The sequence below is a fragment of the Geobacillus sp. FSL K6-3411 genome (assembly GCF_037965715.1).
GTDB classification, from domain to species: Bacteria; Bacillota; Bacilli; order Bacillales; family Anoxybacillaceae; genus Geobacillus; species Geobacillus thermodenitrificans.
This window is the reverse complement of record NZ_CP150187.1, coordinates 795,492-819,468: the sequence shown is the minus strand read 5'-3', so window position 1 is coordinate 819,468 and position 23,977 is coordinate 795,492. Positions and strand designations below refer to the sequence as shown.

21 protein-coding genes and 1 pseudogene are annotated in these 23,977 nt (G+C 48.9%); 5 read left to right on the top strand and 17 right to left on the bottom strand.

Features of this window, described 5'->3' with window-relative positions:
- Positions 1–39: 39 nt before the first annotated feature.
- Positions 40–996, bottom strand: a complete 957-nt coding sequence (locus tag NSQ22_RS04145; protein WP_087959883.1) for a methyl-accepting chemotaxis protein — start codon at positions 994–996, stop codon at positions 40–42.
- 288 nt (positions 997–1,284) lie between these two features.
- On the opposite strand from NSQ22_RS04145, the gene ric reads away from it, so the two are divergent.
- Positions 1,285–1,992: an iron-sulfur cluster repair di-iron protein gene (gene ric, locus NSQ22_RS04140; RefSeq protein ID WP_087959882.1), complete on the top strand. Its 708-nt coding sequence runs from the start codon at positions 1,285–1,287 to the stop codon at positions 1,990–1,992.
- A gap of 101 nt (positions 1,993–2,093) precedes the next feature.
- On the opposite strand, the gene moaA is transcribed toward ric, so the two are convergent.
- Positions 2,094–3,119 (bottom strand): GTP 3',8-cyclase MoaA, encoded by a 1,026-nt coding sequence (gene moaA, locus NSQ22_RS04135; RefSeq protein ID WP_008879010.1) that lies wholly within the window; start codon positions 3,117–3,119, stop codon positions 2,094–2,096.
- A gap of 54 nt (positions 3,120–3,173) precedes the next feature.
- Entirely contained in the window at positions 3,174–3,836 is a 663-nt protein-coding gene (gene modB / locus NSQ22_RS04130; RefSeq protein WP_011886923.1) for a molybdate ABC transporter permease subunit, read from the bottom strand.
- Between the two features lie 223 nt (positions 3,837–4,059).
- Between modB and NSQ22_RS04125 the strand changes: the two genes are divergently transcribed.
- A complete protein-coding gene (locus tag NSQ22_RS04125; RefSeq protein ID WP_008879012.1) occupies positions 4,060–4,770 on the top strand; it encodes a Crp/Fnr family transcriptional regulator in 711 nt (236 codons plus the stop codon).
- A 67-nt stretch (positions 4,771–4,837) separates the two neighbouring features.
- Here the strand turns inward: NSQ22_RS04125 and narI are convergent, their stop codons facing one another.
- The 5 genes and pseudogenes from narI to NSQ22_RS04100 all read right to left on the bottom strand — a co-directional run bounded on the left by narI (position 4,838) and on the right by NSQ22_RS04100 (position 11,706).
- Positions 4,838–5,530, bottom strand: coding sequence for a respiratory nitrate reductase subunit gamma (gene narI, locus NSQ22_RS04120; RefSeq protein WP_011886921.1), 693 nt, complete (start codon positions 5,528–5,530; stop codon positions 4,838–4,840).
- Entirely contained in the window at positions 5,527–6,087 is a 561-nt protein-coding gene (gene narJ, locus NSQ22_RS04115; protein ID WP_011886920.1) for a nitrate reductase molybdenum cofactor assembly chaperone, read from the bottom strand. The genes narI and narJ overlap by 4 nt, the downstream gene beginning before the upstream one ends.
- Positions 6,062–7,594, bottom strand: coding sequence for a nitrate reductase subunit beta (narH, locus tag NSQ22_RS04110; protein WP_011886919.1), 1,533 nt, complete (start codon positions 7,592–7,594; stop codon positions 6,062–6,064). The genes narJ and narH overlap by 26 nt, the downstream gene beginning before the upstream one ends.
- Positions 7,584–11,267, bottom strand: a pseudogene (locus tag NSQ22_RS04105) (nitrate reductase subunit alpha). The gene narH and the pseudogene NSQ22_RS04105 overlap by 11 nt, the downstream one beginning before the upstream one ends.
- Positions 11,268–11,298: 31 nt before the next feature.
- On the bottom strand, positions 11,299–11,706 hold the full coding sequence (locus NSQ22_RS04100; RefSeq protein WP_011886917.1) for a hypothetical protein: 408 nt from the start codon (positions 11,704–11,706) through the stop codon (positions 11,299–11,301).
- A 180-nt stretch (positions 11,707–11,886) separates the two neighbouring features.
- On the opposite strand from NSQ22_RS04100, the gene ilvB reads away from it, so the two are divergent.
- Positions 11,887–13,560 carry a biosynthetic-type acetolactate synthase large subunit gene (gene ilvB, locus NSQ22_RS04095; RefSeq protein ID WP_236934024.1) on the top strand — a complete coding sequence of 558 codons (1,674 nt, stop codon included), beginning with the start codon at positions 11,887–11,889 and terminating at the stop codon, positions 13,558–13,560.
- 152 nt (positions 13,561–13,712) lie between these two features.
- On the opposite strand, the gene NSQ22_RS04090 is transcribed toward ilvB, so the two are convergent.
- The 6 genes from NSQ22_RS04090 to NSQ22_RS04065 form a co-directional block, all read right to left on the bottom strand.
- Positions 13,713–14,771 (bottom strand): multicopper oxidase domain-containing protein, encoded by a 1,059-nt coding sequence (locus NSQ22_RS04090; protein ID WP_339264207.1) that lies wholly within the window; start codon positions 14,769–14,771, stop codon positions 13,713–13,715.
- Positions 14,772–15,070: 299 nt separating this feature from the next.
- Positions 15,071–16,246, bottom strand: coding sequence for a nitrate/nitrite transporter (locus NSQ22_RS04085; RefSeq protein ID WP_339264205.1), 1,176 nt, complete (start codon positions 16,244–16,246; stop codon positions 15,071–15,073).
- An 891-nt stretch (positions 16,247–17,137) separates the two neighbouring features.
- Positions 17,138–17,440: a contact-dependent growth inhibition system immunity protein gene (locus NSQ22_RS04080; protein WP_008879021.1), complete on the bottom strand. Its 303-nt coding sequence runs from the start codon at positions 17,438–17,440 to the stop codon at positions 17,138–17,140.
- A gap of 20 nt (positions 17,441–17,460) precedes the next feature.
- Entirely contained in the window at positions 17,461–18,630 is a 1,170-nt protein-coding gene (locus NSQ22_RS04075; RefSeq protein WP_011886915.1) for an RNase A-like domain-containing protein, read from the bottom strand.
- A 354-nt stretch (positions 18,631–18,984) separates the two neighbouring features.
- Positions 18,985–20,103, bottom strand: a complete 1,119-nt coding sequence (locus tag NSQ22_RS04070) for a TIGR04053 family radical SAM/SPASM domain-containing protein (RefSeq protein ID WP_011886914.1) — start codon at positions 20,101–20,103, stop codon at positions 18,985–18,987.
- Positions 20,104–20,192: 89 nt separating this feature from the next.
- Positions 20,193–20,393 (bottom strand): hypothetical protein, encoded by a 201-nt coding sequence (locus tag NSQ22_RS04065; protein WP_081157017.1) that lies wholly within the window; start codon positions 20,391–20,393, stop codon positions 20,193–20,195.
- Between the two features lie 142 nt (positions 20,394–20,535).
- On the opposite strand from NSQ22_RS04065, the gene NSQ22_RS04060 reads away from it, so the two are divergent.
- Positions 20,536–20,679: a hypothetical protein gene (locus NSQ22_RS04060; protein ID WP_155121005.1), complete on the top strand. Its 144-nt coding sequence runs from the start codon at positions 20,536–20,538 to the stop codon at positions 20,677–20,679.
- 284 nt (positions 20,680–20,963) lie between these two features.
- Here NSQ22_RS04060 and NSQ22_RS04055 read toward each other — a convergent pair whose 3' ends face one another.
- Positions 20,964–21,545 (bottom strand): molybdenum cofactor guanylyltransferase, encoded by a 582-nt coding sequence (locus tag NSQ22_RS04055; RefSeq protein ID WP_029761842.1) that lies wholly within the window; start codon positions 21,543–21,545, stop codon positions 20,964–20,966.
- A 103-nt stretch (positions 21,546–21,648) separates the two neighbouring features.
- Complete coding sequence (locus NSQ22_RS04050) at positions 21,649–21,882, bottom strand: DUF2249 domain-containing protein (RefSeq protein WP_008879025.1); 234 nt, start codon at positions 21,880–21,882, stop codon at positions 21,649–21,651.
- A 128-nt stretch (positions 21,883–22,010) separates the two neighbouring features.
- Here NSQ22_RS04050 and NSQ22_RS04045 point away from each other — a divergent pair, with 128 nt between their 5' ends.
- Positions 22,011–22,178, top strand: coding sequence for a hypothetical protein (locus NSQ22_RS04045; RefSeq protein WP_008879026.1), 168 nt, complete (start codon positions 22,011–22,013; stop codon positions 22,176–22,178).
- 142 nt (positions 22,179–22,320) lie between these two features.
- Here the strand turns inward: NSQ22_RS04045 and NSQ22_RS04040 are convergent, their stop codons facing one another.
- Positions 22,321–23,889 (bottom strand): IS1182 family transposase, encoded by a 1,569-nt coding sequence (locus tag NSQ22_RS04040; protein WP_087959916.1) that lies wholly within the window; start codon positions 23,887–23,889, stop codon positions 22,321–22,323.
- Between the last annotated feature and the right edge of the window lie 88 nt (positions 23,890–23,977).

The window sequence follows — 23,977 nt, the reverse complement described above, 5'->3', positions numbered from 1 at the left end:
CCTTTCGATCATACGGCTGGCGGCAACGATATCATTCTTTTAACGTTGTTGCCATTGTTGCAGCTGTTTTATGCCTTCTGCCAACTTTTCATCAACGACACTCGCATCGGCAATATGTCGCAAAATCATCTCCCGCGTTTCGCTGAACAAAGAGGCCGATTGTTCGAGCTCTTGCATCACTTCATCCGCATAGCGGTATTGTTCTTGAATATAGTTTAGCACGTCCTTGGCCCGATTTTCGACTTGATCGATCAGCTCCATCATCGCCGACCATTTGCGAGCTGTATGGATGCTCATTTGGACAACCGTTTCGATCAGAGACGAAATAGCTTCCGTCTGCTCTAGCGACCGCTCAATTTCCTGCTGCACGGCATCGGTTAACTGATGAATCGTTTCCGTGCTGTCCGCCGTATGCTCAGCCAACTTTCTCACTTCAGCAGCGACGACGGAAAACCCTTTTCCATGCTCCCCGGCACGGGCGGCTTCGATCGAGGCATTTAATGCAATCAAATTTGTCTGTCCAGCGATTTCTTTAATCACTTTCACAATTTGTTCAATCTCTTGCGAACGGCCGCGCAACCGATACATTGCGGCCGACGTCGCCTCCATCTCGCTGCCGAGCTGCCCCATCGCCTTCTCCATTTCCCCTGACATGCGGATGCCTTCTTTTGCTGCCGCGACCATCTGGCCAGCTGTCTCCGCCAATGAGTTTCCTTGTTCGCACAGACGGTCGGAGATCGCGTATGATGACTTGCTGAGCATACTGACATTATCGACTTTTTCTTTCGTTCGGTCAACGAGTCGGCCTAATTCATGATGTTGTCCGTTGACCACCTCATGTTGATGAACGATTTCCTGCAACTCCCCGAGCAAGCCGGCCACCGTCTCGTGAATCGATTCCTTCTGTCTAGTGAGCTGGTCTTTCATCTCGGCGATTTGCTGCTCTAGTTTTGCTTTTTCCTCCTCCCACTGCCGTCCTTTCACCAACGGCCACATACCCGTCTCCCCTTTTTCTGTTTATGGAACTCATTCTTTTGTCAAAATGTTGTATGTTACCTACTGAGCATGTATTCTTTCGATTATGAAGCGGACACTTCCTTCCATAAGCAGTCAGCAAAAGTCCGCTTTTCTTTATTGTACGATAAAGAAGAAGAAGGCTGTTGTGATGTTTATCACACGCATCACTGTCCACTTTTTTTCGTATATGTGAGATCCATCACAACACCTTAGCGGCAAACACGTTATGCTGAAACTGTAACGATTTGATCAATGGAGGGATCCGAAATGGAACAGCGTTTTACCGAACAATCGTTGATTGGTGATATTGTTACGCAATTTCCGAAAGCAGCCGACTTATTTAAAGCACGACGCATTGATTTTTGCTGCGGCGGACAGCGCCCGTTAAAAGAAGCCATTGAAGAGCGCGGACTTGATGGCGAAGCGCTCCTTCGCGAGCTGAACGCCCTTTATGCAGAGGCACAAAACAAGCCGACTGGAAACTGGGGCGAAGCGCCGCTGACCGACTTGGTCGATCATATCGTCAGCACACACCACCGCTATTTGAACGAAGAACTGCCGCAGCTCAGCCCATATGTCACAAAAGTATTGCGCGTACACGGCATGCACCACCCGCACCTTTCTCGCGTGCATAAACTGTTCCATGAGTTAAAAATGGAGCTTGAGCAACACTTGATTAAAGAAGAAACAGGAGCTTTTCCGCTCATTTTACAATTTGCCGACAACCCATCGCCGGAAAACCGAGAGGCGGTCGAGCGGGCCGTTCGCGAACTCGTCAATGAACATGACGCGGCCGGCGATTTGATCAAAGAAATTCGCGAAATCACAAACGACTTCACCCCGCCGGAAGACGCGTGCGGCACATATCGGCTCGTTTACAGCCGACTCGCGGCACTCGAAGAAGATTTGTTTACCCACATCCATTTAGAAAACAACGTCCTCTTCCCGCGCGTGTTGGCAGCGGTGAAGGCGTAAGCAAGCCAAACCATTCCCCCATTTCTAAGGTAAAGGCAGGCGCGTCGAGCGATAAAAAGCAGGGCTGCTTCTTCGATGGAAAGAGCAGCCCCGCTTCTTTGTTACCCCCCAATATACGACATTTCAATTTTCACCCGTTGTTTCGCCGTTTCTTCCGTCCGTTCTTCTGAATAGCGGTCTGTCCGCTGGTTCCAAACCGCGGTGATTAACGACTTCAGTTCCTCTTTCGTTGCCCCAGCGCGCAGTTTGTCTTTCAACGACACGCCTTTCGAGGCAAACAAACACGTATACAGCTTCCCGTCTGCAGAAATGCGCGCTCTTGTGCAGCTTCGACAAAACGTTTCCGTCACTGAGGCGATGAAACCGACTTCCACCTCCGTGCCGACGTAGCGGTAGCGGCTCGCCACCTCGCCGAAATACGCTTTTTCGATCGGTTCGAGCGGATGCATGGCGTTGATTTGCTCATACATCTCTTTTTTCGTCACGACATGGGAGTAATCCCAGCCGTTGGTCGTGCCGACGTCCATAAATTCAATCAAGCGGAGCGGAATGCCTAAGTCTTTAAAATACGACGCCATCGGCACGATTTGCGAGTCGTTCCACCCTTTTTTGACGACCATGTTCACTTTGACGCCGAGTCCCGCCGCCCGGGCGGCTTCAATGCCTTTTAACACAGGAGCGACGCCGACGCCGATGCCGTTCATTTTGCGGAAAATATCATCATCTAACGCATCCAAGCTGACGTTGACGCGCTTCAACCCGGCTTCTTTCAACCGCTGCGCCCATTTCACTAAATGAACACCGTTGGTCGTCAAGCCGATATCGCGCAGGCCGGGAATCGCAGACAGCCGGGCAACAAGCGCGTCCAAATCACGCCTTAAGAGCGGTTCGCCCCCTGTCAGGCGGATTTTTTCGACGCCAAGCTCAACAAAACATTCCGATAGAAGCGCCATTTCCTCGACCGTCAACAGCTCGCCTTCCGCCAAAAAGCGAAAATTCGGCCCGAACACTTCGGCCGGCATGCAATAGATGCAGCGAAAGTTGCATTGGTCGATCACCGATAACCGCAAATCGCGAAGCGGGCGAGACAGGCGATCCATGACGTCCGTCCGGTTGCGCTCGCTCATCGCGCTCCCTCCTTTCTGTTTCGTTCGCCGCACGATGTTGTCAGGCGGCTTTTTTTATTCCCGTAAACGACCAAGTTTCGTCGCAAAGACCAATAAACTAAATGACAATCCAATCGTGACCGCTACCCATGCCCATGCTAACTCCATCCTTCCCGATTCCATGGCCATGTAGACGGCAGTCGGGATCGTTTGCGTTTTTCCCGGAATATTGCCAGCAAACATGAGCGTTGCGCCAAACTCCCCAAGGCTGCGTGCAAACGACAGCACCGCCCCGGATAATAACGCGTGTCTGGCAAGCGGCAGCGAAATATGCCAAAAGACTTGGCGCTCATTCGCCCCATCGATGCGCGCCGCCCCTTCAATGGTTGGATCGACCGCTTCAAGCCCGGTTTTGGCCGCCTGATACATGAGCGGGAATGACACAACCACGGCGGCCATCACCGCCGCGCCGGGCGTAAACAGTATAGTGGTGTGAAACGACGATTCTATCCATTGGCCAATGGGGCTATGTCGGCCAAACAAGACGACGAGCAAAAAACCGACGACCGACGGCGGCAGCACCAACGGCAGCATAAATACCGTCTCCACCACTGTCTTGCCGCGAAACCGACGGCGCGCCATCCATCTCGCTGCCGCTGTCCCTAAGACCGCGACAATCAAGCCGGCGAGAAGCGATACTTTTATCGATAACCAAACTGGTGACCAAAACGCTGTCATGAATCAACCTCTCTTTGCCACATCCCCATCTACTATACGGAAACAAGCAGACAAACGCTGTGACACTACTCACAATGATTGTATCATAGGAGTGGGAAAATCCGGTTTAGAAAAATTTGTGACAACCTGCACAAAAAAAGTGGCAAAGGGTGATTTTTTTCACTCTGTCTCTGCTGTGATTTTTTTTACAATAGAATTAGCCGAACAAATGGAGGTGTCAATCATGGAACGGCAAAGCCGCACAGCGGCGAACCGCGATTTTTCCCTCTTGCGCTCATGGCTGCAATCGTCGAAAAAAGTGATCCCGCTTCGCAAACATTCGTTTTTATTTCAAGAAGGGATGCCCGCCAATGAGCTGTATTTGATTCTGTCCGGCAAGGTGCAAGTAAGCAAAATTTGTCCGGACGGAAAAGAAATGTGTTTCCGCATTTGTGGAAGCGGGGAAATTGTCGGCGAACTGACGCTGTTTACGGACGATCCACGTTATTTATTGACCGCCAAAGTGATTGAACCGGGTGAAGCAGCGGTAATGAATAAAAATGAATTAGAAGAGCAGTTGCTGATCAATCCCACCCTTACCCTTGAATATATGCGCTGGATCAGCAAGCATGCCCGACGGACGCAAACAAAGTTTCGTGACTTGATTATGAACGGCAAAAAGGGGGCGCTCTATTCAACACTTATTCGCTTATGCAACAGTTATGGCGTCCCGCTTGAAGACGGAAGCATCTTCATTGATTTAACGTTAAAAAACCAAGACTTGGCCAACTTTTGCGGCACGACGCGTGAAAGCGTCAATCGGATGCTCAATGCATTAAAGCAAGACGGAATTATTTCGATGAAGCGAGGGAAAATTACTGTTCACGACTTGAACTATTTAAAAACGGAAATCCAATGTGAAGACTGCCCGCCAGACATTTGTTGCATTGAATAAAATGAACAAAACTTAGAGGGCTGTCCTAAAAGAGTTACCCCCCTTTATGGACAGCCCTGCTTTTTCCCTAAATTTTTTTCGCCCGCATCCGGCGATAGACGACGTAATGCCGGTTTAAATATGTCAGCGGGATACTCCACACATGCACGAGACGGGTAAACGGCCAAATGCCAAATAACAGCAAGGCGGAGAGAATATGAATTTGAAATCCAATCGGCGCATCACTGACAAGCTGCGGCAGCGGCCGAAACGTTAAAAGACCGCGAAACCAAGGGCCAATCGTATCTCGATAATCGAACGTTCCCCCGGTCGCTGTATATCCGACCGTATTTGTAAACCCTGTCAAAATGACAATCGTTAGGAGCAGCAATACAACGAGATCGCTTTTGCTGCTATGGCGGAGAAGGCGGCGAACGCTAAACCGGCGCCATAAAAGCAATACTACCCCAATTACAGTCGCAACCCCGGCAGCGCCGCCAAACCAGACCGCCCCAAAATGATACATCTCCTCGGTAATCCCGATTGATTCATAAAACGTCTTCGGCACTAAAATGCCGGCGACATGGCCGAAAAACACAAAGAGAATGCCCCAGTGAAAAAGAACGCTTCCCCAACGCAACCGTCGTTTCTCAAGAAACTCACTTGACTTGGCCGACCAGCCAAATTGATCAGTATTGTAACGGTAAATGTGGCCAGCGACAAATAACGTCAACATGATATACGGATAGATCACCCAAAGAAACTGATCAAGCAGTGTCATGTGGCCTCCTCCGCTCTCATTGGAATATCCACCCCTCTTGTTTCCTCAAAGAAAGCAGCCATGCCGGCAAGGCAGCCGTCCAAAACAAAGAAATACGGGTGGTCGACCTCCTGCAACCTGTCCGCCAGCCCCTTGATGGCTTTCTGGTGGGCGAGAAGGACGTTTTTCGCATCGTTGACTGGGGCGACAGCGGCAAACTCAAGCATGAGCGGCAAATAATCTGGCAGCTCATCCCCTGTCAGTTCCAAACCAGCGCGCCGAAATGCTTCTTTTAGTTTTAACAGCGCTTGGCCGCGCTCTTTTTGATCGCCAAACAAGTAGTACGTGATATACATCGTCGTTCGATCGCTCAAATCAAACGTTCTCACATAGAGCTCACATAGCTCGTCAATCTCTTTTGTTTTCGCGTAGTCAAGAAACTGTAAAAACCGTTTGCGAGCGGTATGGTTGGCGAGCTGAGAAATTTCATAAAACAGCCGGTCGTCTTCGAGCCATTCTCGTTCCGGATATTGCAACAAAATGGAAGCAAGCTTAAATAGTTTCTGATGCTCTTCCATCCTCATCCCCCCAATAAAATTGGTAAAAACTTTCCGCATCATATCCAGAGCAGCCGGAACAAGACTCCATAAACGCATAGCCCGCTGTCCCTTGACTGTAAAACGCATTGCCGGCTTTCTCCCGATGGGAAGATGGAATGACATAGCGGTCGGAATATTTCGCGACAGCCGAAAGCTTATACATTTCCTTGACCGTATGTTCATCCATTCCGACTTTCTCGAGAATACTCCGGTCCGGTTCTTTTCCTAAGTTCACCGCCCGCATATAGCTGCGCATGGCCACCATTTTTTTCAACACCGTGCGGATGACCTCAGTGTCGCCGGCAGCCAACAAATTAGCCAAATACTCAATCGGGATGCGCATTTGGTCAATCGCCGGGAAAATCACATGCGGATGAATGTCGTCCAGTCCACCGTCAAACGCCCCCATGATCGGGCTGAGCGGTGGAATATACCAAACCATCGGCAACGTCCGGTATTCCGGATGAAGCGGGAGCGCGATCTTTTGCTCGACGGCAAGCTTATAAACCGGTGAGCGTTGCGCTGCTTCAATCCAATCGTCCGTATACCCCGCTTCACGTGCCGCTTCAATCACGTCCGGATCATACGGATTTAAAAAGATGCGCAAATGGGCGTGGTACAGCTCCTTTTCATCTTGGACCGAAGCGGCCGCCTCAACTTGATCCAAATCGTAAAACACAATGCCGATGTAACGGAGACGGCCGACGCACGTTTCTGAACAAACCGTCGGCAATCCTGCTTCAATACGCGGAAAACAAAATGTACATTTCTCTGCCTTATGCGTTTTCCAATTAAAGTACACTTTTTTATATGGACAGCCGGTCACACAAAACCGCCAACTCCGGCACGCATCATGATCAACGAGCACAATGCCGTCCTCATCTCGCTTATAAATCGCCCCTGATGGACAAGAAGAGACGCAAGGCGGGTTTAAACAATGTTCGCAAATGCGCGGCAAATACATCATAAATGTTTGTTCGAACTCAAATTTCACTTTCTCTTCGATGCCTCTTACGTTCGGGTCGCGTTTTCCTGTTTCATATACCCCGGCCAAATCGTCTTCCCAGTTCGGCCCCCACGTGATGTCCATGTATTCGCCAGTCAGCTGCGACTTAGGCCGGGCGACAGGCTGGTGCTCCCCTTCTGGGCGGTTGATCAGCTGTTCATAATCGTATGTCCAAGGCTCATAGTAATCGTCGATCACCGTCATATCGGGGTTGTAAAAAATGTTTAACAGTTTATTCACCCGGCCGCCAGCGCGTAGCTCGAGCTTCCCGTCTTTGAGCACCCAGCCTCCTTTATGCGCATCTTGGTTTTCCCATTCTTTCGGATAGCCGATGCCCGGTTTCGTTTCCACGTTGTTCCACCACATATATTCCGCCCCGGGACGATTCGTCCATGTATTGTTGCATGTAATGCTACACGTGTGGCAACCGATGCACTTGTCCAAATTCATGACCATCCCAAACTGCGCTCTAACTCTCAAGCCAATCCACTTCCCTTTTTTCAAGTTTGCGGATCATCACTTGCTCGTCCCGCTGGTTTCCTGTCGGCCCATAATAATTGAAGCCGTAGCTTAATTGCGCATAGCCTCCAATCATTTGAGTCGGTTTAACATGGATGCGGGTCGGACTGTTAAATGTGCCGCCGCGCAGTTTGCTAATTGGCGAGCCGGGCACGTTAATATGGCGTTCCTGCACGTGATACATAAACGCGACTCCACGCGGCAGGCGATGGCTGACGACTGCCCGGGCGATGACCACCCCATTGCGGTTGTACATTTCAATCCAGTCGTTGTCAGCAATGCCGGCTTCTGCGGCATCTTCTTTGTTCATCCAGACAGTCGGCCCGCCGCGGAACATCGTCAACATCGGCAGCGTATCCCAATATGTGCTGTGGTACGACCATTTAAAGTGCGGCGTCAAATAACGAAGTGTGATTTCTTTGCCACTGACACGCGGACGCCGGTCATGGTCGTAAAAAGCAAGCTTTCGAAGCGGCGCTTTAAACGTCGGCAATTCTTCCCCAAACTCAAACATAATTTCATGGTCTAAGTAGAAATGCTGCCTACCTGTCAACGTCCGCCAAGGAATCAATCGTTCGACGTTCGTCGTAAACGGAGAGTAGCGACGATTTCCGGTTTCGCTTCCGCTAAAGACAGGGGTCGTCAACATTTGCCGCGGTTGAGCAGTGATAGCCTGAAAGGTAATATGTTCCTCGGCTCGTTCAACGACTAAATCTTTTAACGGCTGCATCGTCTTTTTCTCCATTTCTCCCCACGCTTTGAGGGCCAAGGAACCGTTCGTTGTGCTTGAAAGAGCCAAAATGGCTTCTGCGGCATCCCGGTCTGTCAACAAACTCGGACAGTCTTGATACGGGCCTTCTAGCGCTGAAGAACCGAGCGTATCAAGCAGCCATTTGTATTCTTCCTTGGCATCCCAACTGAGCCCTTTCGCCCCGATTTGTTCACGGACGATCGGGCCAAGCGCCACAAACTTGTTGTATATTTCCTTATAATCCCGCTCTACAATATGCAGGCGCGGAAAATTCACTCCCGGAACCGGCTCTGTCGTTCCATCTTTCCAATCGTTTACCACCCCAAACGGCTGCGCGATCTCATCGCGTGTATCATGCAACAGCGGGGTAGCGACGACATCTGACACCGGCTTCGAAAAATAGTGGGCTGCCAGCTCAGAAAATGTTTTGGCCAAGCCTTTAAAAAAGTCCCAATCCGATTTTGCTTCCCACGGTGGGGCAATGGCGGGATTGAACGGATGGACAAACGGGTGCATATCCGTGCTGCTGACATCATATTTCTCATACCACGTCGCCGCTGGAAGAACGATGTCCGAATATAGCCCGGTTCCGGCCATACGGAAATCAATGTTGACCATTAAATCCAGTTTGCCTTCCGGCGCGTTCTCATCCCAAACGATCTCGCTCGTTTTCAGGTCATCATTTTGTTCGCTTAAATTGGCATGATGGGTTCCGAGCAAATGTTTCAAAAAGTATTCGTGTCCTTTTGCTGAACTGCCGATGAGGTTTCCGCGCTAGACAAACATCACGCGTGGAAAATTGACCGGATCGGACGGATTTTCAATGGCAAACTTGATGTTCCCTTTTTTAATTTGCTCAACAACATACTGAACAGCTTCTTCATTCGTCTTCGCATTTGCCTGTTCCACTAGCGCAATACTATTGGCATTAAACTGCGGATAAGATGGAAGCCAGCCTAGCCGGGCAGCCAAATAGTTGTAATCACCACCATGTTCGTAACGCGGCTTGTCGACGAGCGGGGAGACGTGTTCATCCATGCTTTGATCTTCATACTTCCACTGTTCGGTGACAAAGTAGAAAAACGACGTCCCGTTTTGCAGTCGCGGCGGGCCTCCCCAGTCGCGAGCCATGGCAATCGTCTGCCAACCCTCGAGCGGGCGTACTTTTTCTTGGCCGACATAATGAGCCCAACCGCCCCCGTTGACTCCTTGTGATCCGGTTAACAAGACAAGGTTTAAAATCGCCCGGTAGATGGTATCGGAGTGATACCAATGATTAATGCCGGATCCCATGACGATCATGGAACGGCCTTTTGAATCGAGAGCGTTTTGGGCAAACTCGCGGGCGATTTGCGCCGCCGTCTTTCGATCAATGCCAGTAATCGCTTCCTGCCATGCCGGCGTGTATGGCTTCATGTCATCGTAGTCATTCGGATAATCACCAGGCAGCCCACGGTTGACGCCCATTTTGGCAAGCAATAAGTCAAATACTGTCGTGACGTACACCGTCTCTCCGTTTTGCTCGATCGCTTTGACCGGCACCCCTCGTTCGAGCACTGTTTTGTTTCCTGCTTCAAAGTGTGGAAACTGCACGATGACAGTATCGTCTTGCTGGCCAAGGAACGTCAAAGCCGGCTGAATTCCCATTCGTTTATTGTCTATATCGTTTAGTTGCAAATTCCAGTTCCCGTTGTTCTCCCAACGATGGCCAATCGTCCCATTAGGAACAGCAAACGTCTGTGATTGCTCATCCCAAACGATCGTTTTCCACTCTGCATACTGAAGCGGCATGCCAAGATCGCTCGCCCGCAAAAAGCGACCGGCCGCATAACGATCCCCGTGCTTTTTCAGCATGACTAAAAACGGCAAATCGGTGTACTTTTTAACATAGTCAGTAAAATAATCAGCCGATTGATTGACATAAAACTCTTTCAAAATCACATGGGTCATCGCCATCGCCAGCGCTCCGTCCATCCCCGGCTGCACCGGCAGCCAGTTATCGGCGAACTTCACAAATTCGGCATAGTCAGGGCTAATAGCGACGACTTTTGTCCCCCGGTAGCGCACCTCAACGTAAAAATGGGCATCTGGGGTGCGTGTTTGCGGCAAGTTGGATCCCCAGACAATCATGTAGCTCGAGTTAAACCAGTCCGAACTTTCCGGGACGTCCGTCTGTTCCCCCCATATTTGCGGAGAAGCCGGCGGCAAATCGGCATACCAGTCATAAAAACTGAGCAATGCTCCGCCGATCAAATTCAAAAACCGCGCCCCGGCCGCGTAGCTGACCATCGACATCGCCGGAATCGGTGAAAACCCGAAAATGCGATCCGGCCCGTATTTTTGAATCGTATAAATAAGCGATGCGGCGATCATCGTATAAACGTCATCCCATTTCGCCCGTACGAATCCTCCTTTTCCACGGGCGCGTTTGTACCGTTTCGCTTTTTCCGGGTCCTCGACAATCGACTTCCACGCAGCCACAGGGTCTCCTTCTTGTTGCAGCGCTTCTTTCCAAAGCCTCAACAGCGCCCCGCGCACATACGGATAGCGGACGCGAAGCGGACTGTATATATACCAGGAAAAACTCGCTCCCCTCGGACAGCCGCGCGGCTCATATTCCGGCATATCGGGTCCTGTTGTCGGATAGTCGGTTTGCTGCGTTTCCCATGCGATAATGCCGTCTTTTACATGCACTTTCCAACTGCATGAGCCTGTGCAGTTGACCCCATGGGTTGTGCGAACCACTTTATCATGCTGCCAGCGGCGGCGGTATGTTTTCTCTGCGTCCCGTCCGTATGGCGACAACTCGGCATGGCTAGCGATTTTTTCCGACCGCCCGAAGTATTTCAGTTTGCGCAAAAGCGGGGCAGGTTTTTCGTTCATTTTGGTTTACCTCTCCTTTCTTTCCCTTGAACTAAAAGAGCAATGCCTCTTCATCAGCGCTATGGATGCGGTTAATGTGAAGCAATGCGTGAAAGCGGGTCAACACCTCGCGGTCAATCTGTTCTGACAACCGCTGCCTAATTTCAGCAATCAACGTTCTCATCATGTCATGGTCACGTTTGAGCTGCGCGATCGTTTCGGACAACTCCTTTCTCTCCTCTGCTTTTTCGCGGTAAAAGCCCTCTTCTTCCGCTTCAGCGTGGGCGATGATCCGTTTCTCCCAATGCTCCGCAAGGGCATCAGCCACTTCAGCCGCATGCTCGTAACGCCCATCCGTATACAACGTTTCCAGCAATTCGGTCAGACGCTTCGCTTCGACAAAGGCGCCATGATGAATAGAACGGTGCGCTTCCAATTTCCGTAGTGACGGCCCACTCATTTCATCATCTCACTTCCTTATTTGCACCGATTTTCTCTTCTCACCTATATTTTCCAAACGCCTAATCACTTATGCAAAAACAGAAAAAGATATCCCTTATACCCTAATGTGATGATATTCACATACAGTGCTCACATCCGTTGTTTAAAATGTAAGAAAATTAAAAAAGGAAGTGGAAACATGGTTCATCTTCCCACACGTCTCGGGGCTGATGTACTTGTTGAATCGTTAGCCGTTCAAGGAATCGCCCATATGTTTGGCTGCTGCCATGAAAGCATGCTGCCTGTACGCCATGTGCTAAACCACCATCCAGGCCTGTCATATATCGAAATGAAACACGAACAGGCGGCTGTTCATGCCGCTGATGGCTATGCCCGCGCTTCAGGGAAGCTCGGCGTGGCAATCATCGGGGCAGGAGTCACAAACGGCATTACCGGAATCACCACCGCATTAAGCGATTCTATACCGCTGCTTGCCATTATTGGACGGCCTTCACCGGAAGAGCATTTATACGCTCCCGATCTCGACATGTTGAGTCTTTGTACGCCAGTGACGAAATACCATTTGCAAGTAAGCAAGATCAATGATATTCCATCCACTATTCAGCGCGCTTACGAAATCGCGCTCGATGGCAGGCCGGGACCGGTGACGGTGGAAATTCCCACCCATCTCCTCCACCAGGAAACGGCGGAGGCGTACCCGATGCAAAAAGCCGTACTTCCGAAGCCGAAAAACATTCGGAGAAAATCGCTCGAAGCGGCCATCACCACCATTGAAAACGCCAAAAAGCCAGTCTTGTTTATCGGCGGTGGGGTCATTCATTCCGGCGCTTCGGAGTGGGTGCGCGAGGTGGCCACGCAAAGCCAAATCCCTGTCGTCAGTTCCCTGATGGGAATCGGTGCCTTCGATAAAACGAACCCGCTCTACTTAGGAATGGTGGGGATGCACGGAACATACGCGGCCAACAAGGCGGTTCATCAATGTGATGTATTGATTTGTGTCGGCGTGCGCTTCAGCGATCGGGTAACGGGGAAAATTAGCGGGTTTTCACCGAAGTCGAAAAAAATTCACGTCGATATTGACGCTGCGGAAATCAATAAAAATATCCATGTTGATATTCCGATTGTCGGGGATGCAACACAATTTTTCCGCTCTTTAGCCGGTCGGCTTCGTTACCCGCTCGTTCGGGAACATACGAAAGACTGGGTGGCAGAGGTAACAAAATGGCAGCGGACAGTGCCCCGTTTCGATACATCGACGAGCCGCTTAAAGCCTCAAAACGTAATTCGCCTGCTCTCAGCTTTGACGGAAGAAGACGCCATTGTCGTTACCGATGTCGGGCAACACCAAATATGGACGGCCCACCACTATACATTTACAAAACCACGGACATTTTTAACGTCAGGTGGGCTCGGAACGATGGGGTATGGACTTCCGGCAGCCATTGGCGCCGCTGTCGCCTCTCCGGGCAAGAAGGTGATTTGTATCAGCGGGGATGGCAGCTTTCAAATGAATGTACAAGAGATGATGACCGCCGTCGCCTACAAACTTCCAATTAAAATCGCCGTTTTGAATAATGGCTACTTAGGAATGGTGCGTCAATGGCAGGAACTGTTTTACCAAAAGCGTTATTCAGCAGTGAAGATTACATCCCCCCATTTTGCTAAGCTTGCCGAAGCATACGGAGCCATAGGATATGCGGTCGATTCAGAAGAGGAAGCGGAAGATATCATAAAAAAAGCGTTAAAACATGATGGGCCAGTCTTGCTTGATTTCAATATTGCCGAGGAAGAAAACGTCTATCCGATCGTCCCTCCAGGGCAAAGCAACGAGCAAGCCATTTTGTCCCATTGACTTATCTGCATTGAAAAAGCGTCCGACAACTAGCTTGCGGACGCTTTTTTGACTGAAAGTGACGCATGTCACTTCATTTTCTCTTAACCATTTTATAATATAGGAAATATAAGGCTTTGGGCGGCATCCATCCTGTTTGGGAACGGGATCAATTAATGTCCGCTCGTTTCTGTGCCGTCGTCTTCGCCGGTTTCGGTTACCTTCAGCATGGCGACGGCTCCTTTTTGTGCATGATTAAACTGATGAGTAACGATCGGATACGTTCCCGGTCGAGTGACAGTAAATTCGACAACGGCACCGCCGCTCGCCGGAAGCATCACCGTCTGCATCCCTTGCAAATGATTGTTCGGGTTGCCATCAAGGTACACATCATCGAATACTGTACCAACAACATGGAATGAGCTTACTTCGTTCGGACCGACATTGTTGATATACAAGCGGATTTTCTCGCCGACTTTCGCCAATAATGGCTTTTCTTTAAGGGTAAATGTCTCCCCGTTCGTATTTGGATCACCAGGTTTGAGCGCTTTGGACGAGAAGACGACATAGCTTGGCACACCGTTTTGGAAATCGTTCATATCGTTGTATTTATACCATTCATTTTGGATGAGCACATATTCACGATCTACTTCCTTGTCGGTCGGATAACCGTTTTTTGGCTTGACAATGATCACGCCGTGCATGCCGTTGGCGATATGCTGCAAGACTGGCTTCGTACCGCAATGGTACATAAACACACCTGGTTTATTTGCCGGATAGGTGAACGTTCCCGATTTGTTCGGCATCACATCAATAAAATCTTTTGACGGTGAAGCGTGAACGGCGTGAAAATCCATGCTGTGCGGGACGACCGGGTCCATATTTTTCAACGTAAAATGGATCGTATCCCCTTCATTGACAACGACGAGCGGTCCGGGAGCTTGACCGTTAAATGTCCATGCTTTGTAAATTTTCCCTTTGTCAATTTCAATGTCGGTGATTTGCGCTGTCATTTCGATGTGGACATCATGAGGGCCGACCCGCTCCATTTTTAACGGCACCGGCGCTTGATTCACCCCTTTGTGCGCCGCTATAACATTCGGCTCCGACTGTTGCGTGGCTGCCGTTTTGTTCTTGCTTTCTGCCTTCACCTGTTCCCCCCCGCTGTTGCACGCCGCTAAAAGTGAGGCGGCTAACACGGTCGACAACACTGCATATACATTTCGGTTCATCGTTCTTCCCCCCTCTAGCGAAATTCGTTTACACCTTGAGCGTACGCCATTTTCGCTTTCCCCCTAGTGATTTTTATCACCAATGAACACGCATATTTGAAGGGTTTGTGAAACAGTGAGCAATATGTTTTATCACTACTGTGAAAACGATAATGGGCGTTCTCACGTTGGCTAACGGAAAACCCTCCTTCGCCTCTTGATCATCTCCGCCTCCGTCACTTGTCTTTCTTTCGTTAAATCCGTCGTCTTCCCAAATGAAAAAGAGGCCAAAAGCACATGCTTTTGACCTCTTTAAGGTGTTACGATGCGTACCGATTTGCCGGTTCGCCTGCTTTTTTGCCAAAGACGATTCGATTCAATAAGAAGCAGATCAACGTAAATAAGCTAAGAAGCAGAAACCCGAGCACGTAAGAACCAGTGACGTCTTTGATGATCCCCATTAAAATCGGCGGGAAAAAGCCGCCCAGTCCGCCCCAAGCGCCGACAAGACCAGTAACAGCCCCCGTTTCTGCCGGAAACAACTGTGGCACGAGTTTGAAGACCGCACCGTTTCCTAAGCCAGACATCACCGCTAACAACAGGCAGGCTGCCGTCATCACCCAAATGTTTTCCATCCAAAACGCGATCACTAACGCGCCGATTGTCATTCCAGCGTAGACGAACGTCAACACCCGCTCGGCGCCAATTTTATCGCCGAGGTTGCCGCCAACTGGTCGCGCAAGCGTAGCGAGTACGGTAAATCCAGCGGCACGCATCCCTGCATCGACCGGTGTCAACCCATACAAGTCAACGAGGAGCGACGGCAAGTAAATACCAAAAGCGACAAATGCTCCGAATGTGACAAAGTAAAACAGCGACAACGTCCACGTATGTTTATATTTCAGCACGGACAGCGATTCGCGCATCGTTTTTTGTTGCTTTGGTTTCGGCATATCCGGTGTGAAAAACCAAACGAGAATAAGCATGATGACGATCGGGATGATCATTCCCCAAAACGCCCACGAAACACCGAAAGCAGCAGCAATTGACGGAATGGAAAAGCTGGCCACTGCTGTGCCGAAGTTGCCCATCGCGTTAATCCCCAGCGCCGTCCCTTGCTTTTCCGGAGGAGTCAAGCGCGACACGAACGTTACCGAGATCGCGAACGATGTCCCGGCCATGCCGATGAAAAACGCCCAAAACATTAACATCGCATATGAATCCGCAAACCCCGCGCCAATGAGCGGCACGATTAAAAACAACAACAACAGGGAAAACAGCCTACGCCCGCCAATCCGGTCCGTCCAAATGCCAAGCGGCAGACGCATGATTGAACCAAGCAACACCGGAATGGCGACTAAAATACTTTTTTGTGTCGATGTCAACCCGTACATTTCTTGGAACGTGCTCGCCAGCGGGGAAAAGACGGCCCAAACAGCGAACGAAAACGTCATGGCTAATGTCGTAATCGGCAACAATGCTTTTTGTTTATTCATGAAAAGCCCTCCTTTTTCCTCCCGGACTCTACTTCCAAACGCTAGGCATCGTTTGTAGTTTCATCATACGTGACCGAGGGCGGAAAGTTTGTGATGTTTATCACATTTTTTATTGATGTCATGGTTTTGTCAAAATTGGCTTCCTAACTTTATTTTTGTGCTACACATACACTGTATGTATGAGAAAAACTAACAAATGGAATGTCCTAAAAGGCCATCTATCCTTAAGATCAACAAAAATATACATATTTTTATCCTAGTATAGAGGAAAAAAGTGCCCCATCCTTCGAGGGCATCCGACTAGTGAAAGGCTTTTTTGAACTGCTTCAAGGAATTCCATTTTACTGTAAATATCACGTTGGCTATGGAATCGCCATCACCTCTGCTCGCTCATTTGTGCGTCTTTCTTGCCTCATAAACAGCAGATAGGCGCTGCAAAGCAAATAAAGGTAACAGCCCAATAAGGGGACGGTTGCCTGCGGCCAAATGATCAAGTAAAACAAGGGGAAAAACAGTTATTATCCGTTCATCGCATCATCTTGGCGTTGGATAACGCATGCATTTATTATGCAAACATGGTCAAAGCGTTTTGGGGAGAGGAAGAATAATTTTTTCATCTTATTTATCTTCCACGTATTCGACGCAATTCACCCCGATTGAATGTTTGTGGAAATGACTAAAGAATGCGGTTAGGGCGAATGTATTTCATCAGGCTCAACATGATATACAACATTTGATCACTCGATTTGGAGATTACATCTCTGAACATCTCAAGAGATTCTACAACACTTTGGGCATAGCGTGAGGAAAATGTTACCTTTCAAAGTCTGATATAAAAAAGAAACCTTGAAAGAGTTTTGACTCATTCAAGGCCCTTAATCATTTACTATTCTATTTTGTTTTTACAGCTTCCCTTAATTGTTCTACTACACTTTTTAGCCATTGGATTGGAGTCACTCCAAGGGCAGGAAAATATACCCCGTCTGCACAGTGTTGTATGTATTCATTCTTTTCATCATCTGAATACTCGCTATTAATGAATTCCGTTAAAAATGCAATCGCAGACTCAAGATATTCCTTACTTTCTTCTGTTAACAATTCTTGTAATGCTTCCTCAGGCGAATCAATGTCTTGATGAAACGTTCCAGCTAGAAACTGAAAAACTGGATCTCCCGGATTATTTTTGATCAGCAAGCATCTTACCCTCCATTCCGTTATTTAGTTGGATAACCAGTTAAAATAAAATTCCCTGCCCCATCTTTCTTTAATACTATCTTAGCATTTGTCATATTTTCAACTGTCGTCGAACCTCTTTGTACCCCGCGGCCAATAATTTCTGTACCTTGATAAGGCAGAACCAAAGTCGATTTCGCTTTTGGATTGCTTAACCATTCTTGGATCATTTTCTGGTTATTTGGATCGTTTAAAACTTCGCTGGCTACTCTTTCAGCCGTAGCTCGATCTTTGAAAGTCGATGCCCCTTTTATTTTAGGATTATCTTTTAAGCGTTGTAATAACTCTTCATCTGTCTTCCCAACATGTCTGGCAATTAGATGCCCGCCCCGAGCCTCATGTGCAGCTAATCCTCCTCCAGGAGCTAGAGGACTAAAATCTTTAGGTTTAACATTAGTCGTCCCCTTCTCAATCACATTATCGACTTTCTGAATCATATGGCGAGATACATCTTTCGCCTCATTCATCAACATCCGAGGCGCTGAACCCACTCCGGCATATACCGGCTGCATTGAAATGGAAGCGATGCTCTGCACTAATTGGTCCCATTGCGTCTTGAACAGGCGAGCGGTTTCCACCAATGGCGCTTTGATGACTTGATGGTAGATCCTTTGGAAGAACACTTTCACTTTATCATAACGCACGACATGCTTCACTTTCGACAGGGTAGAGGCGGTGTCGATCGCTTTCGCTCCCTTGGTCGCCGCTTTTCCTGCCATGCCGACTCCTTTTGCGGGAGGAGCAATCGACGCAATCAACATTCCTCCTGCCAACAGCCGATCACCAAACGATAGGCGCTCTCCAGTGACTGGGTCGTACTCCCCGAACACGCGTTGCAAGTCGTACCAACCAATCAGTTCTAATCCGAATTCCTTCATGTTGTCGGCCAGCGTTTGGTCGGCTTGACGCATCGCTGCGGCGGTGCGATACAACAGCTCTTCGGCTTCATTAAGCTTTTCTTCATAACGCTGCAGCCAATGAACGAGTTCATCCCTCAGCTCTTCGATTGCGGGCGTGCTGACGCCGGGGAGATTCATCGCAAGGGAAGAGAGCTCCCACGATAACGTCATCCGCGCCCGCTGACACGCATCTTCCGCATCGGGAATATGTCCAGCGACTGTTTCTAGCTCATCTGGCTTTACATGAATCATTGCCCGCACTGCACCCTTTCATAATCATGATCCAACACGCTTGACATGTAAGACATTCTTTCTTCACTCTCCGCTTATGCTTTGTATAAATGGTAACATAAGCTAATATAGTGTAAATTATGATTTTATTACCATTTTTTACAACGTGTCTAGTGATTATTTATACCTAACCTGTAGTGCTAATCGAGTGTCAGCGCTCAACCAGCCCAAGTGTGACCATGACAATTCGTTCATTCTTGGATAATGAATGTCTTTCTTTGTCAAGCGCAAAATCAAACATAAACAAAGCGGGTGCTCCCTTCGAAAAGAGAAAGACAACCTAACATCCAAATGTGATGTTGATCAATCGTTGGCCTAGCAACAATTTGTTCCTTTGTTTCGCAGCGCCTTCGGAATATAGATGCAGTACGGTTCGCTTTCCAAATAATCGCCTGTTACAGCATAAGCACGCGAACGTGAGCCGCCGCACACATGGCGGAATTCGCAGACACCGCATTTTCCTTTGTATTTATCTGGGTTTCGCAAGTCTTGGAAAATCGGCGAATTTCGGTAAATGTCAGCGAGCGGCGTTTCCCGGACGTTCCCGGCTTTGACCGGCAACAGCCCGCTCGGATAAACGTCGCCAATATGGGAAATAAAGACGAAGCCGTTGCCATCATTCACCCCTCTTGGCGCCCGGCCGAGCCCATCGACTTGCCCGGTTAATCCTTTATTCAAGACATCTTCGTAGTGAATGCCATCTTTCGCCGTTTTCCCTTCGCGCATTTTCGACTGCAACACAACGCGACGGTAATGTTGGCCGGCCGTCGTTTTTATGTCAAACGGAACGCGTTTGCTCGTTTCATACAGCCAGCGGAACACCTGTTCATGCTCGACGGGGGAAATCATATCCGACTCTTTCCCTCTCCCTGTTGGGACGAGGAAAAAGACACTCCAAAGAACACATTTCAACTTCTCAACCAATTCCACCATCTCATCAAGCACATGAACGTTGTACCGTGAAATGACGGTGTTGATTTGCACAGGAATGTCAAGCTCATGCAAGTATTGAATCGCGCGAATCGTCAAATCAAACGAGCCGCTCGTACCGCGGAAATGGTCGTGAATCTCGGCGTTCGGTCCGTCAAGGCTGAACGCCCAACGCGCCAAGCCAACTTCTTTCGCTTTGCGGATCGCCTCCTTCGTCACGTTAGGCGTCGCGCTTGGCGTCATCGACACGCGCAATCCTTTATCAATCGCATATTTTGCCAAATCGTACACATCCGGCCGCATGAGCGGGTCGCCGCCGGTAAAAACAAGCATCGGCTCATCCATATCATAAATCTCGTCAATGAGCTTTTTGCCTTCTTCAAACGTCAACTCGCGCGGGTCGCGGTGGTATTGCGCCTCAGCGCGGCAATGAAGGCATTTCAATTGGCACGCTCGCGTCAATTCCCAAATCACGATAAACGGATTTTCATTGAAGTCGCGCATACAGTTCCCTCCTTGGCCTCCATTGTAACGCAATGACTGGGCGCATTATGTGATTTTCATCACATAATGAATGAGACGAATAAACTTGTTCAACCGACGGGATAGATGCCATCGAGGAAACCATGTAAAAGGGCAAACGGCTCATTCCAAAAAAGACGATAAAACGGCTCCTCATTCCGCTCATTCGCCCCCGCTTTGACCGGTAAACGATCAGCGAAAAAACGGATCGATGACGAACGGGAACAGCTGTACACCATCACCAACGTTCTGGCGGCCACCGACATGTTCATCCATCAACAACTGCCGAAAAGGGAAAGAAGTGGAGCAAAACGAACAAAGAGTTCTGCCTGTTCGTCGAAGAGCTCGAGCAACAACGAGAAGACATGTTGAAAAAGGAGATGAAAAAAGAGGAAGCAGACCACAAGATCATACATGAAAAAAGCAAGCAACCAAACAAGCCGAAAAACAAAAGCAATGGAAATCGCCGAAAACTTGCTCGATGCGCCGTCCATCCATGAAGTGGCAAAACGAACGAAGCTGATCATTGCGAAAGTGCTGAGTGGGCGAAGGAAATGAACAAAAACGACTCATCCTCAATAAATTAAACAATAAATTCTTTTTTGTCGATTTAAGTCTCAGCTTCCCCTCTTTCTTGCCGATTTGATGTAGTAGAAAGTTTTTCTTCGTCAATCGTTAGGTTGTATATCTACACAAAAGGCGCATCCATTCAATCGTGAGACACGAAAATTCATTCGCTCATTCATCCATTCCCCTCGGAAGCTGGTGACTTAGCAGACCATGAAGCGCAATGACAACACCTACCTAGGCGACGTTCCCTTCCGCTAATGCGGCAGCTCCGATCAGCTTTCGTATTCTTGTTGTGTATTCACATTGCGCCACACTTTTTGTTCTTGGGCAAGCTCATTCGTATCGACATAACGGACACGAACACGGTCAAGAAGCGCCGTCATCCGCCGTTCACCGGCATCAAGCAGTTCGGCAATCACCGAACCAAGCCGCTGGTGGTATAAGGCAACGAGGGGCTCCGTGCGGTCGCCATGAAGCGGAACGATGGCGTCAAACGCCGAGTCGGCGTACGCAGCGAGCCGCTCCGTCACTTCTTTCCGCATATACGGCATGTCACACGGCAGGACGAACACCCAGTCGGATTGACTCCATTCCATAGCCGTATAAATCCCGGCAAGAGGCCCACAGCCACGGTATCGCTCCATATCCAACAACACCGGGATGTCCGTTTGCCGGCGAAACTCATCAACAAGCGACGGATGGCTGATGATATACAATTCATCAACGATCGGAGCGAGCGCTGCAACGGACAAGGTGAAAAACGGAGCGCCTTGATGCAATGCAAACGCCTTCGGCCGCCCAAAGCGGCGCGACTGGCCACCGGCGAGCACCGCTCCAGCAATGGTTCGTTTCATCGCGATTCCCCTTCCGAACATCGTCTACTCCTACCGTACCATAACGAACGGATGAAAAAAAGATTTCCGCCTGCAGACGGAAATCCTAACGGGGGGGGTTGATTTATTTTTTGCCGATGGCCACACGCCAGACATCTGGCCCTTCTTCTAAATACTCCCACGTAAACTGATCTGGACGCTCCATCATAAATTGATATTGCAACGGACGCGGGTCATGGTCATTGGTGAGCTCCATCACTTCTCCTGGTTTCAAGCTATCAAACAATCGAAAAATCGCCGGATGGCGGTCGCGCGGCGGATAATCCGGTGCATGGATTTTTGCAGCAAATTGGCTCATAACGTTGGCCTCCTTTGTAGTATAATGAATTATATACTTATCATAGTTGCTTTCGCCTAAGACAGTAGTGACGAACATCACAGTCGGCTGGTGAACATTTTCAATCCCCGTGAAAGGAGAAATGGCGATTGGGAGAGCTTGTTGGCTTTTGCGCGCAATGCGGCAAGCCGATCCATTGCTTGCATGGGTTTTTAAACGGCGTCATCAGCGAAGGAAAAGAAACGTTGTACTGTTTTCCTTGCCATGAAAAGCAAAAGGAAAAAGAAGGCGTACAGCCAGACAAATGCCACAGATAAATGAAAACGCTCACAAACAAAAATCATCGCAATAAAAAGAGGCTGACTCAAAAGGTCGTTAAACCGACCTTTTGGGGACAGCCTCTGTTTCTTTTCTTTACTATTTGGTTATTTATTCCTTTTTTGAAACGAGAATTTCTCCTTATTTCTGAATTTTATCCTGTTTTTTCTTTGTTGGATCGGTTGTGGCCGCCCACTTTCTCAAATTGTGAGCAGCACAAATAAGCCCCCATTCCAAGGTAATTTTTGGGAGCCCTCTTAACAAAAAGCGCTGAAATTGCTGGTTGTGCTTGATTTGCCCAAACACCGGCTCGTTTTCGATTTGTCGTTTTCGGTACGTCGCCGCCCCTTCTTCCGTGGACAGCCGTTTACGGATCTCTTGCCGTTGTTGTTGATTTCTCAAGGAAACGCGGATGGTTTTCGTGTCTTTGCCTTTGGCGCATGTCGCCTGAAACGGGCATCCGGCACAAGCCGTACAACGATACGTCCGTTTGACGGTAACGTACCCGTTGTCGGTCGTTTCCTTCCGTTCATACACAAACACCAACCGTTCCCCTTTGACGCAAATCCACTCATCCAGCTCCTCATCATACGTCATGTTCTCGATTCGGCCGATCTCCTTCGCCCACGCTTTCGTTTGTTCCCGATCCAACGTGTTGTACTTGATCAGGGCGACTATCTCCTTTTTCTCACAGTACGTGTAGTTCTCCTCACTCCCATAGGCGGAATCCGCAATGGCTTGTTTAGGCATTGGACGCCCATAGGCGGCCAATTGCTCCAAATGCGGAATGAAACATCCGGCATCCCCTGCCCGTTGATGCACGCTAAATCCAGTGATGAATTGGTTCTCTGTCCCAATCTGCACATTGTACCCCGGTTTGAGCTGGCCGTTTTTCATATGGTCGTCCTTCATCCGCATAAACGTGGCATCCGGATCCGTTTTCGAAAAACTGTTCCGTTCGCCTAATCTTTCTTTGTATTCTTCATATTTTTTCTTACGGGGGAGAAGATCTTGTTCCAATTGCCGTTTGGCTTTCTTTAACGTACGATTCTTCGGCTCTTTCTTTAGGCGCTCTTCCACTTGTTCGATGACGGCTTCGATCCTTTCGGACGTGATCGGTGAAGCTTCCAGCTTTTCTTGAAAATCCCCCTCTTGTTCCGCCTCTTCATCTTCTTTCGTCACCTGTTCGATCGAGGCAACGATTTTCCGGAATTTCTCCTCCAGTTTCTGATCGTACTTTTCCGTTGATTTGCGCCAAACGAATGTATATCGGTTGGCATTGGCTTCGATTTTCGTTCCATCCAGAAAATAATCCTCTAACTTGACCAGCCCTTCTTGACGCAGAAGATCGACAATGGAGAAAAACGTTTCGTAAATGATGTCCTTCATCCGTTCCGACCGAAATCGGTTGATCGTGCGAAAATCCGGTGTTTGATGGCCGGATAGCCACATAAAGTAAATGTTTTCTTTCAACTGCTTGGCGATTTGGCGAGAGGAGTAGATCCGATTGGCGTAGGCATACAGGATGACTTTCAACATCATTTTCGGATGATAGGCTGGACGCCCTCCGCCAAGATAGAGGGAAACGAACAGAGCCGGATCCATTTTTTCCACTGCCAGATCCACAATCCGGCAAAGATGATGTTTGGGAATGAAAATTTCAAGATCCATTGGCAAAATGAGTTGATCTCGGTTATAATAAATGTACATAAGAAAACCGTCCTTTCTTTGGTAGGGTTGTGGTGACTCTATTATACCAAAAGAGGAACGGTTTTCTTCTTTTTTATCCAAAAAAGTG

Excerpts from the sequence above, each read along its gene's own strand:
- NSQ22_RS04145 (WP_087959883.1), bottom strand. The coding sequence starts at position 996 with ATGTGGCCGTTGGTGAAAGGACGGCAGTGGGAGGAGGAAAAAGCAAAA.
- ric (WP_087959882.1), top strand. The coding sequence starts at position 1,285 with ATGGAACAGCGTTTTACCGAACAATCGTTGATTGGTGATATTGTTACG.
- moaA (WP_008879010.1), bottom strand. The coding sequence starts at position 3,119 with ATGAGCGAGCGCAACCGGACGGACGTCATGGATCGCCTGTCTCGCCCG.
- modB (WP_011886923.1), bottom strand. The coding sequence starts at position 3,836 with ATGACAGCGTTTTGGTCACCAGTTTGGTTATCGATAAAAGTATCGCTT.
- NSQ22_RS04125 (WP_008879012.1), top strand. The coding sequence starts at position 4,060 with ATGGAACGGCAAAGCCGCACAGCGGCGAACCGCGATTTTTCCCTCTTG.
- narI (WP_011886921.1), bottom strand. The coding sequence starts at position 5,530 with ATGACACTGCTTGATCAGTTTCTTTGGGTGATCTATCCGTATATCATG.
- narJ (WP_011886920.1), bottom strand. The coding sequence starts at position 6,087 with ATGGAAGAGCATCAGAAACTATTTAAGCTTGCTTCCATTTTGTTGCAA.
- NSQ22_RS04100 (WP_011886917.1), bottom strand. The coding sequence starts at position 11,706 with ATGAGTGGGCCGTCACTACGGAAATTGGAAGCGCACCGTTCTATTCAT.
- ilvB (WP_236934024.1), top strand. The coding sequence starts at position 11,887 with ATGGTTCATCTTCCCACACGTCTCGGGGCTGATGTACTTGTTGAATCG.
- NSQ22_RS04090 (WP_339264207.1), bottom strand. The coding sequence starts at position 14,771 with ATGAACCGAAATGTATATGCAGTGTTGTCGACCGTGTTAGCCGCCTCA.
- NSQ22_RS04085 (WP_339264205.1), bottom strand. The coding sequence starts at position 16,246 with ATGAATAAACAAAAAGCATTGTTGCCGATTACGACATTAGCCATGACG.
- NSQ22_RS04075 (WP_011886915.1), bottom strand. The coding sequence starts at position 18,630 with ATGATTCATGTAAAGCCAGATGAGCTAGAAACAGTCGCTGGACATATT.
- NSQ22_RS04070 (WP_011886914.1), bottom strand. The coding sequence starts at position 20,103 with ATGCGCGACTTCAATGAAAATCCGTTTATCGTGATTTGGGAATTGACG.
- NSQ22_RS04065 (WP_081157017.1), bottom strand. The coding sequence starts at position 20,393 with ATGAACATGTCGGTGGCCGCCAGAACGTTGGTGATGGTGTACAGCTGT.
- NSQ22_RS04060 (WP_155121005.1), top strand. The coding sequence starts at position 20,536 with ATGAAAAAAGCAAGCAACCAAACAAGCCGAAAAACAAAAGCAATGGAA.
- NSQ22_RS04055 (WP_029761842.1), bottom strand. The coding sequence starts at position 21,545 with ATGAAACGAACCATTGCTGGAGCGGTGCTCGCCGGTGGCCAGTCGCGC.
- NSQ22_RS04050 (WP_008879025.1), bottom strand. The coding sequence starts at position 21,882 with ATGAGCCAATTTGCTGCAAAAATCCATGCACCGGATTATCCGCCGCGC.
- NSQ22_RS04040 (WP_087959916.1), bottom strand. The coding sequence starts at position 23,889 with ATGTACATTTATTATAACCGAGATCAACTCATTTTGCCAATGGATCTT.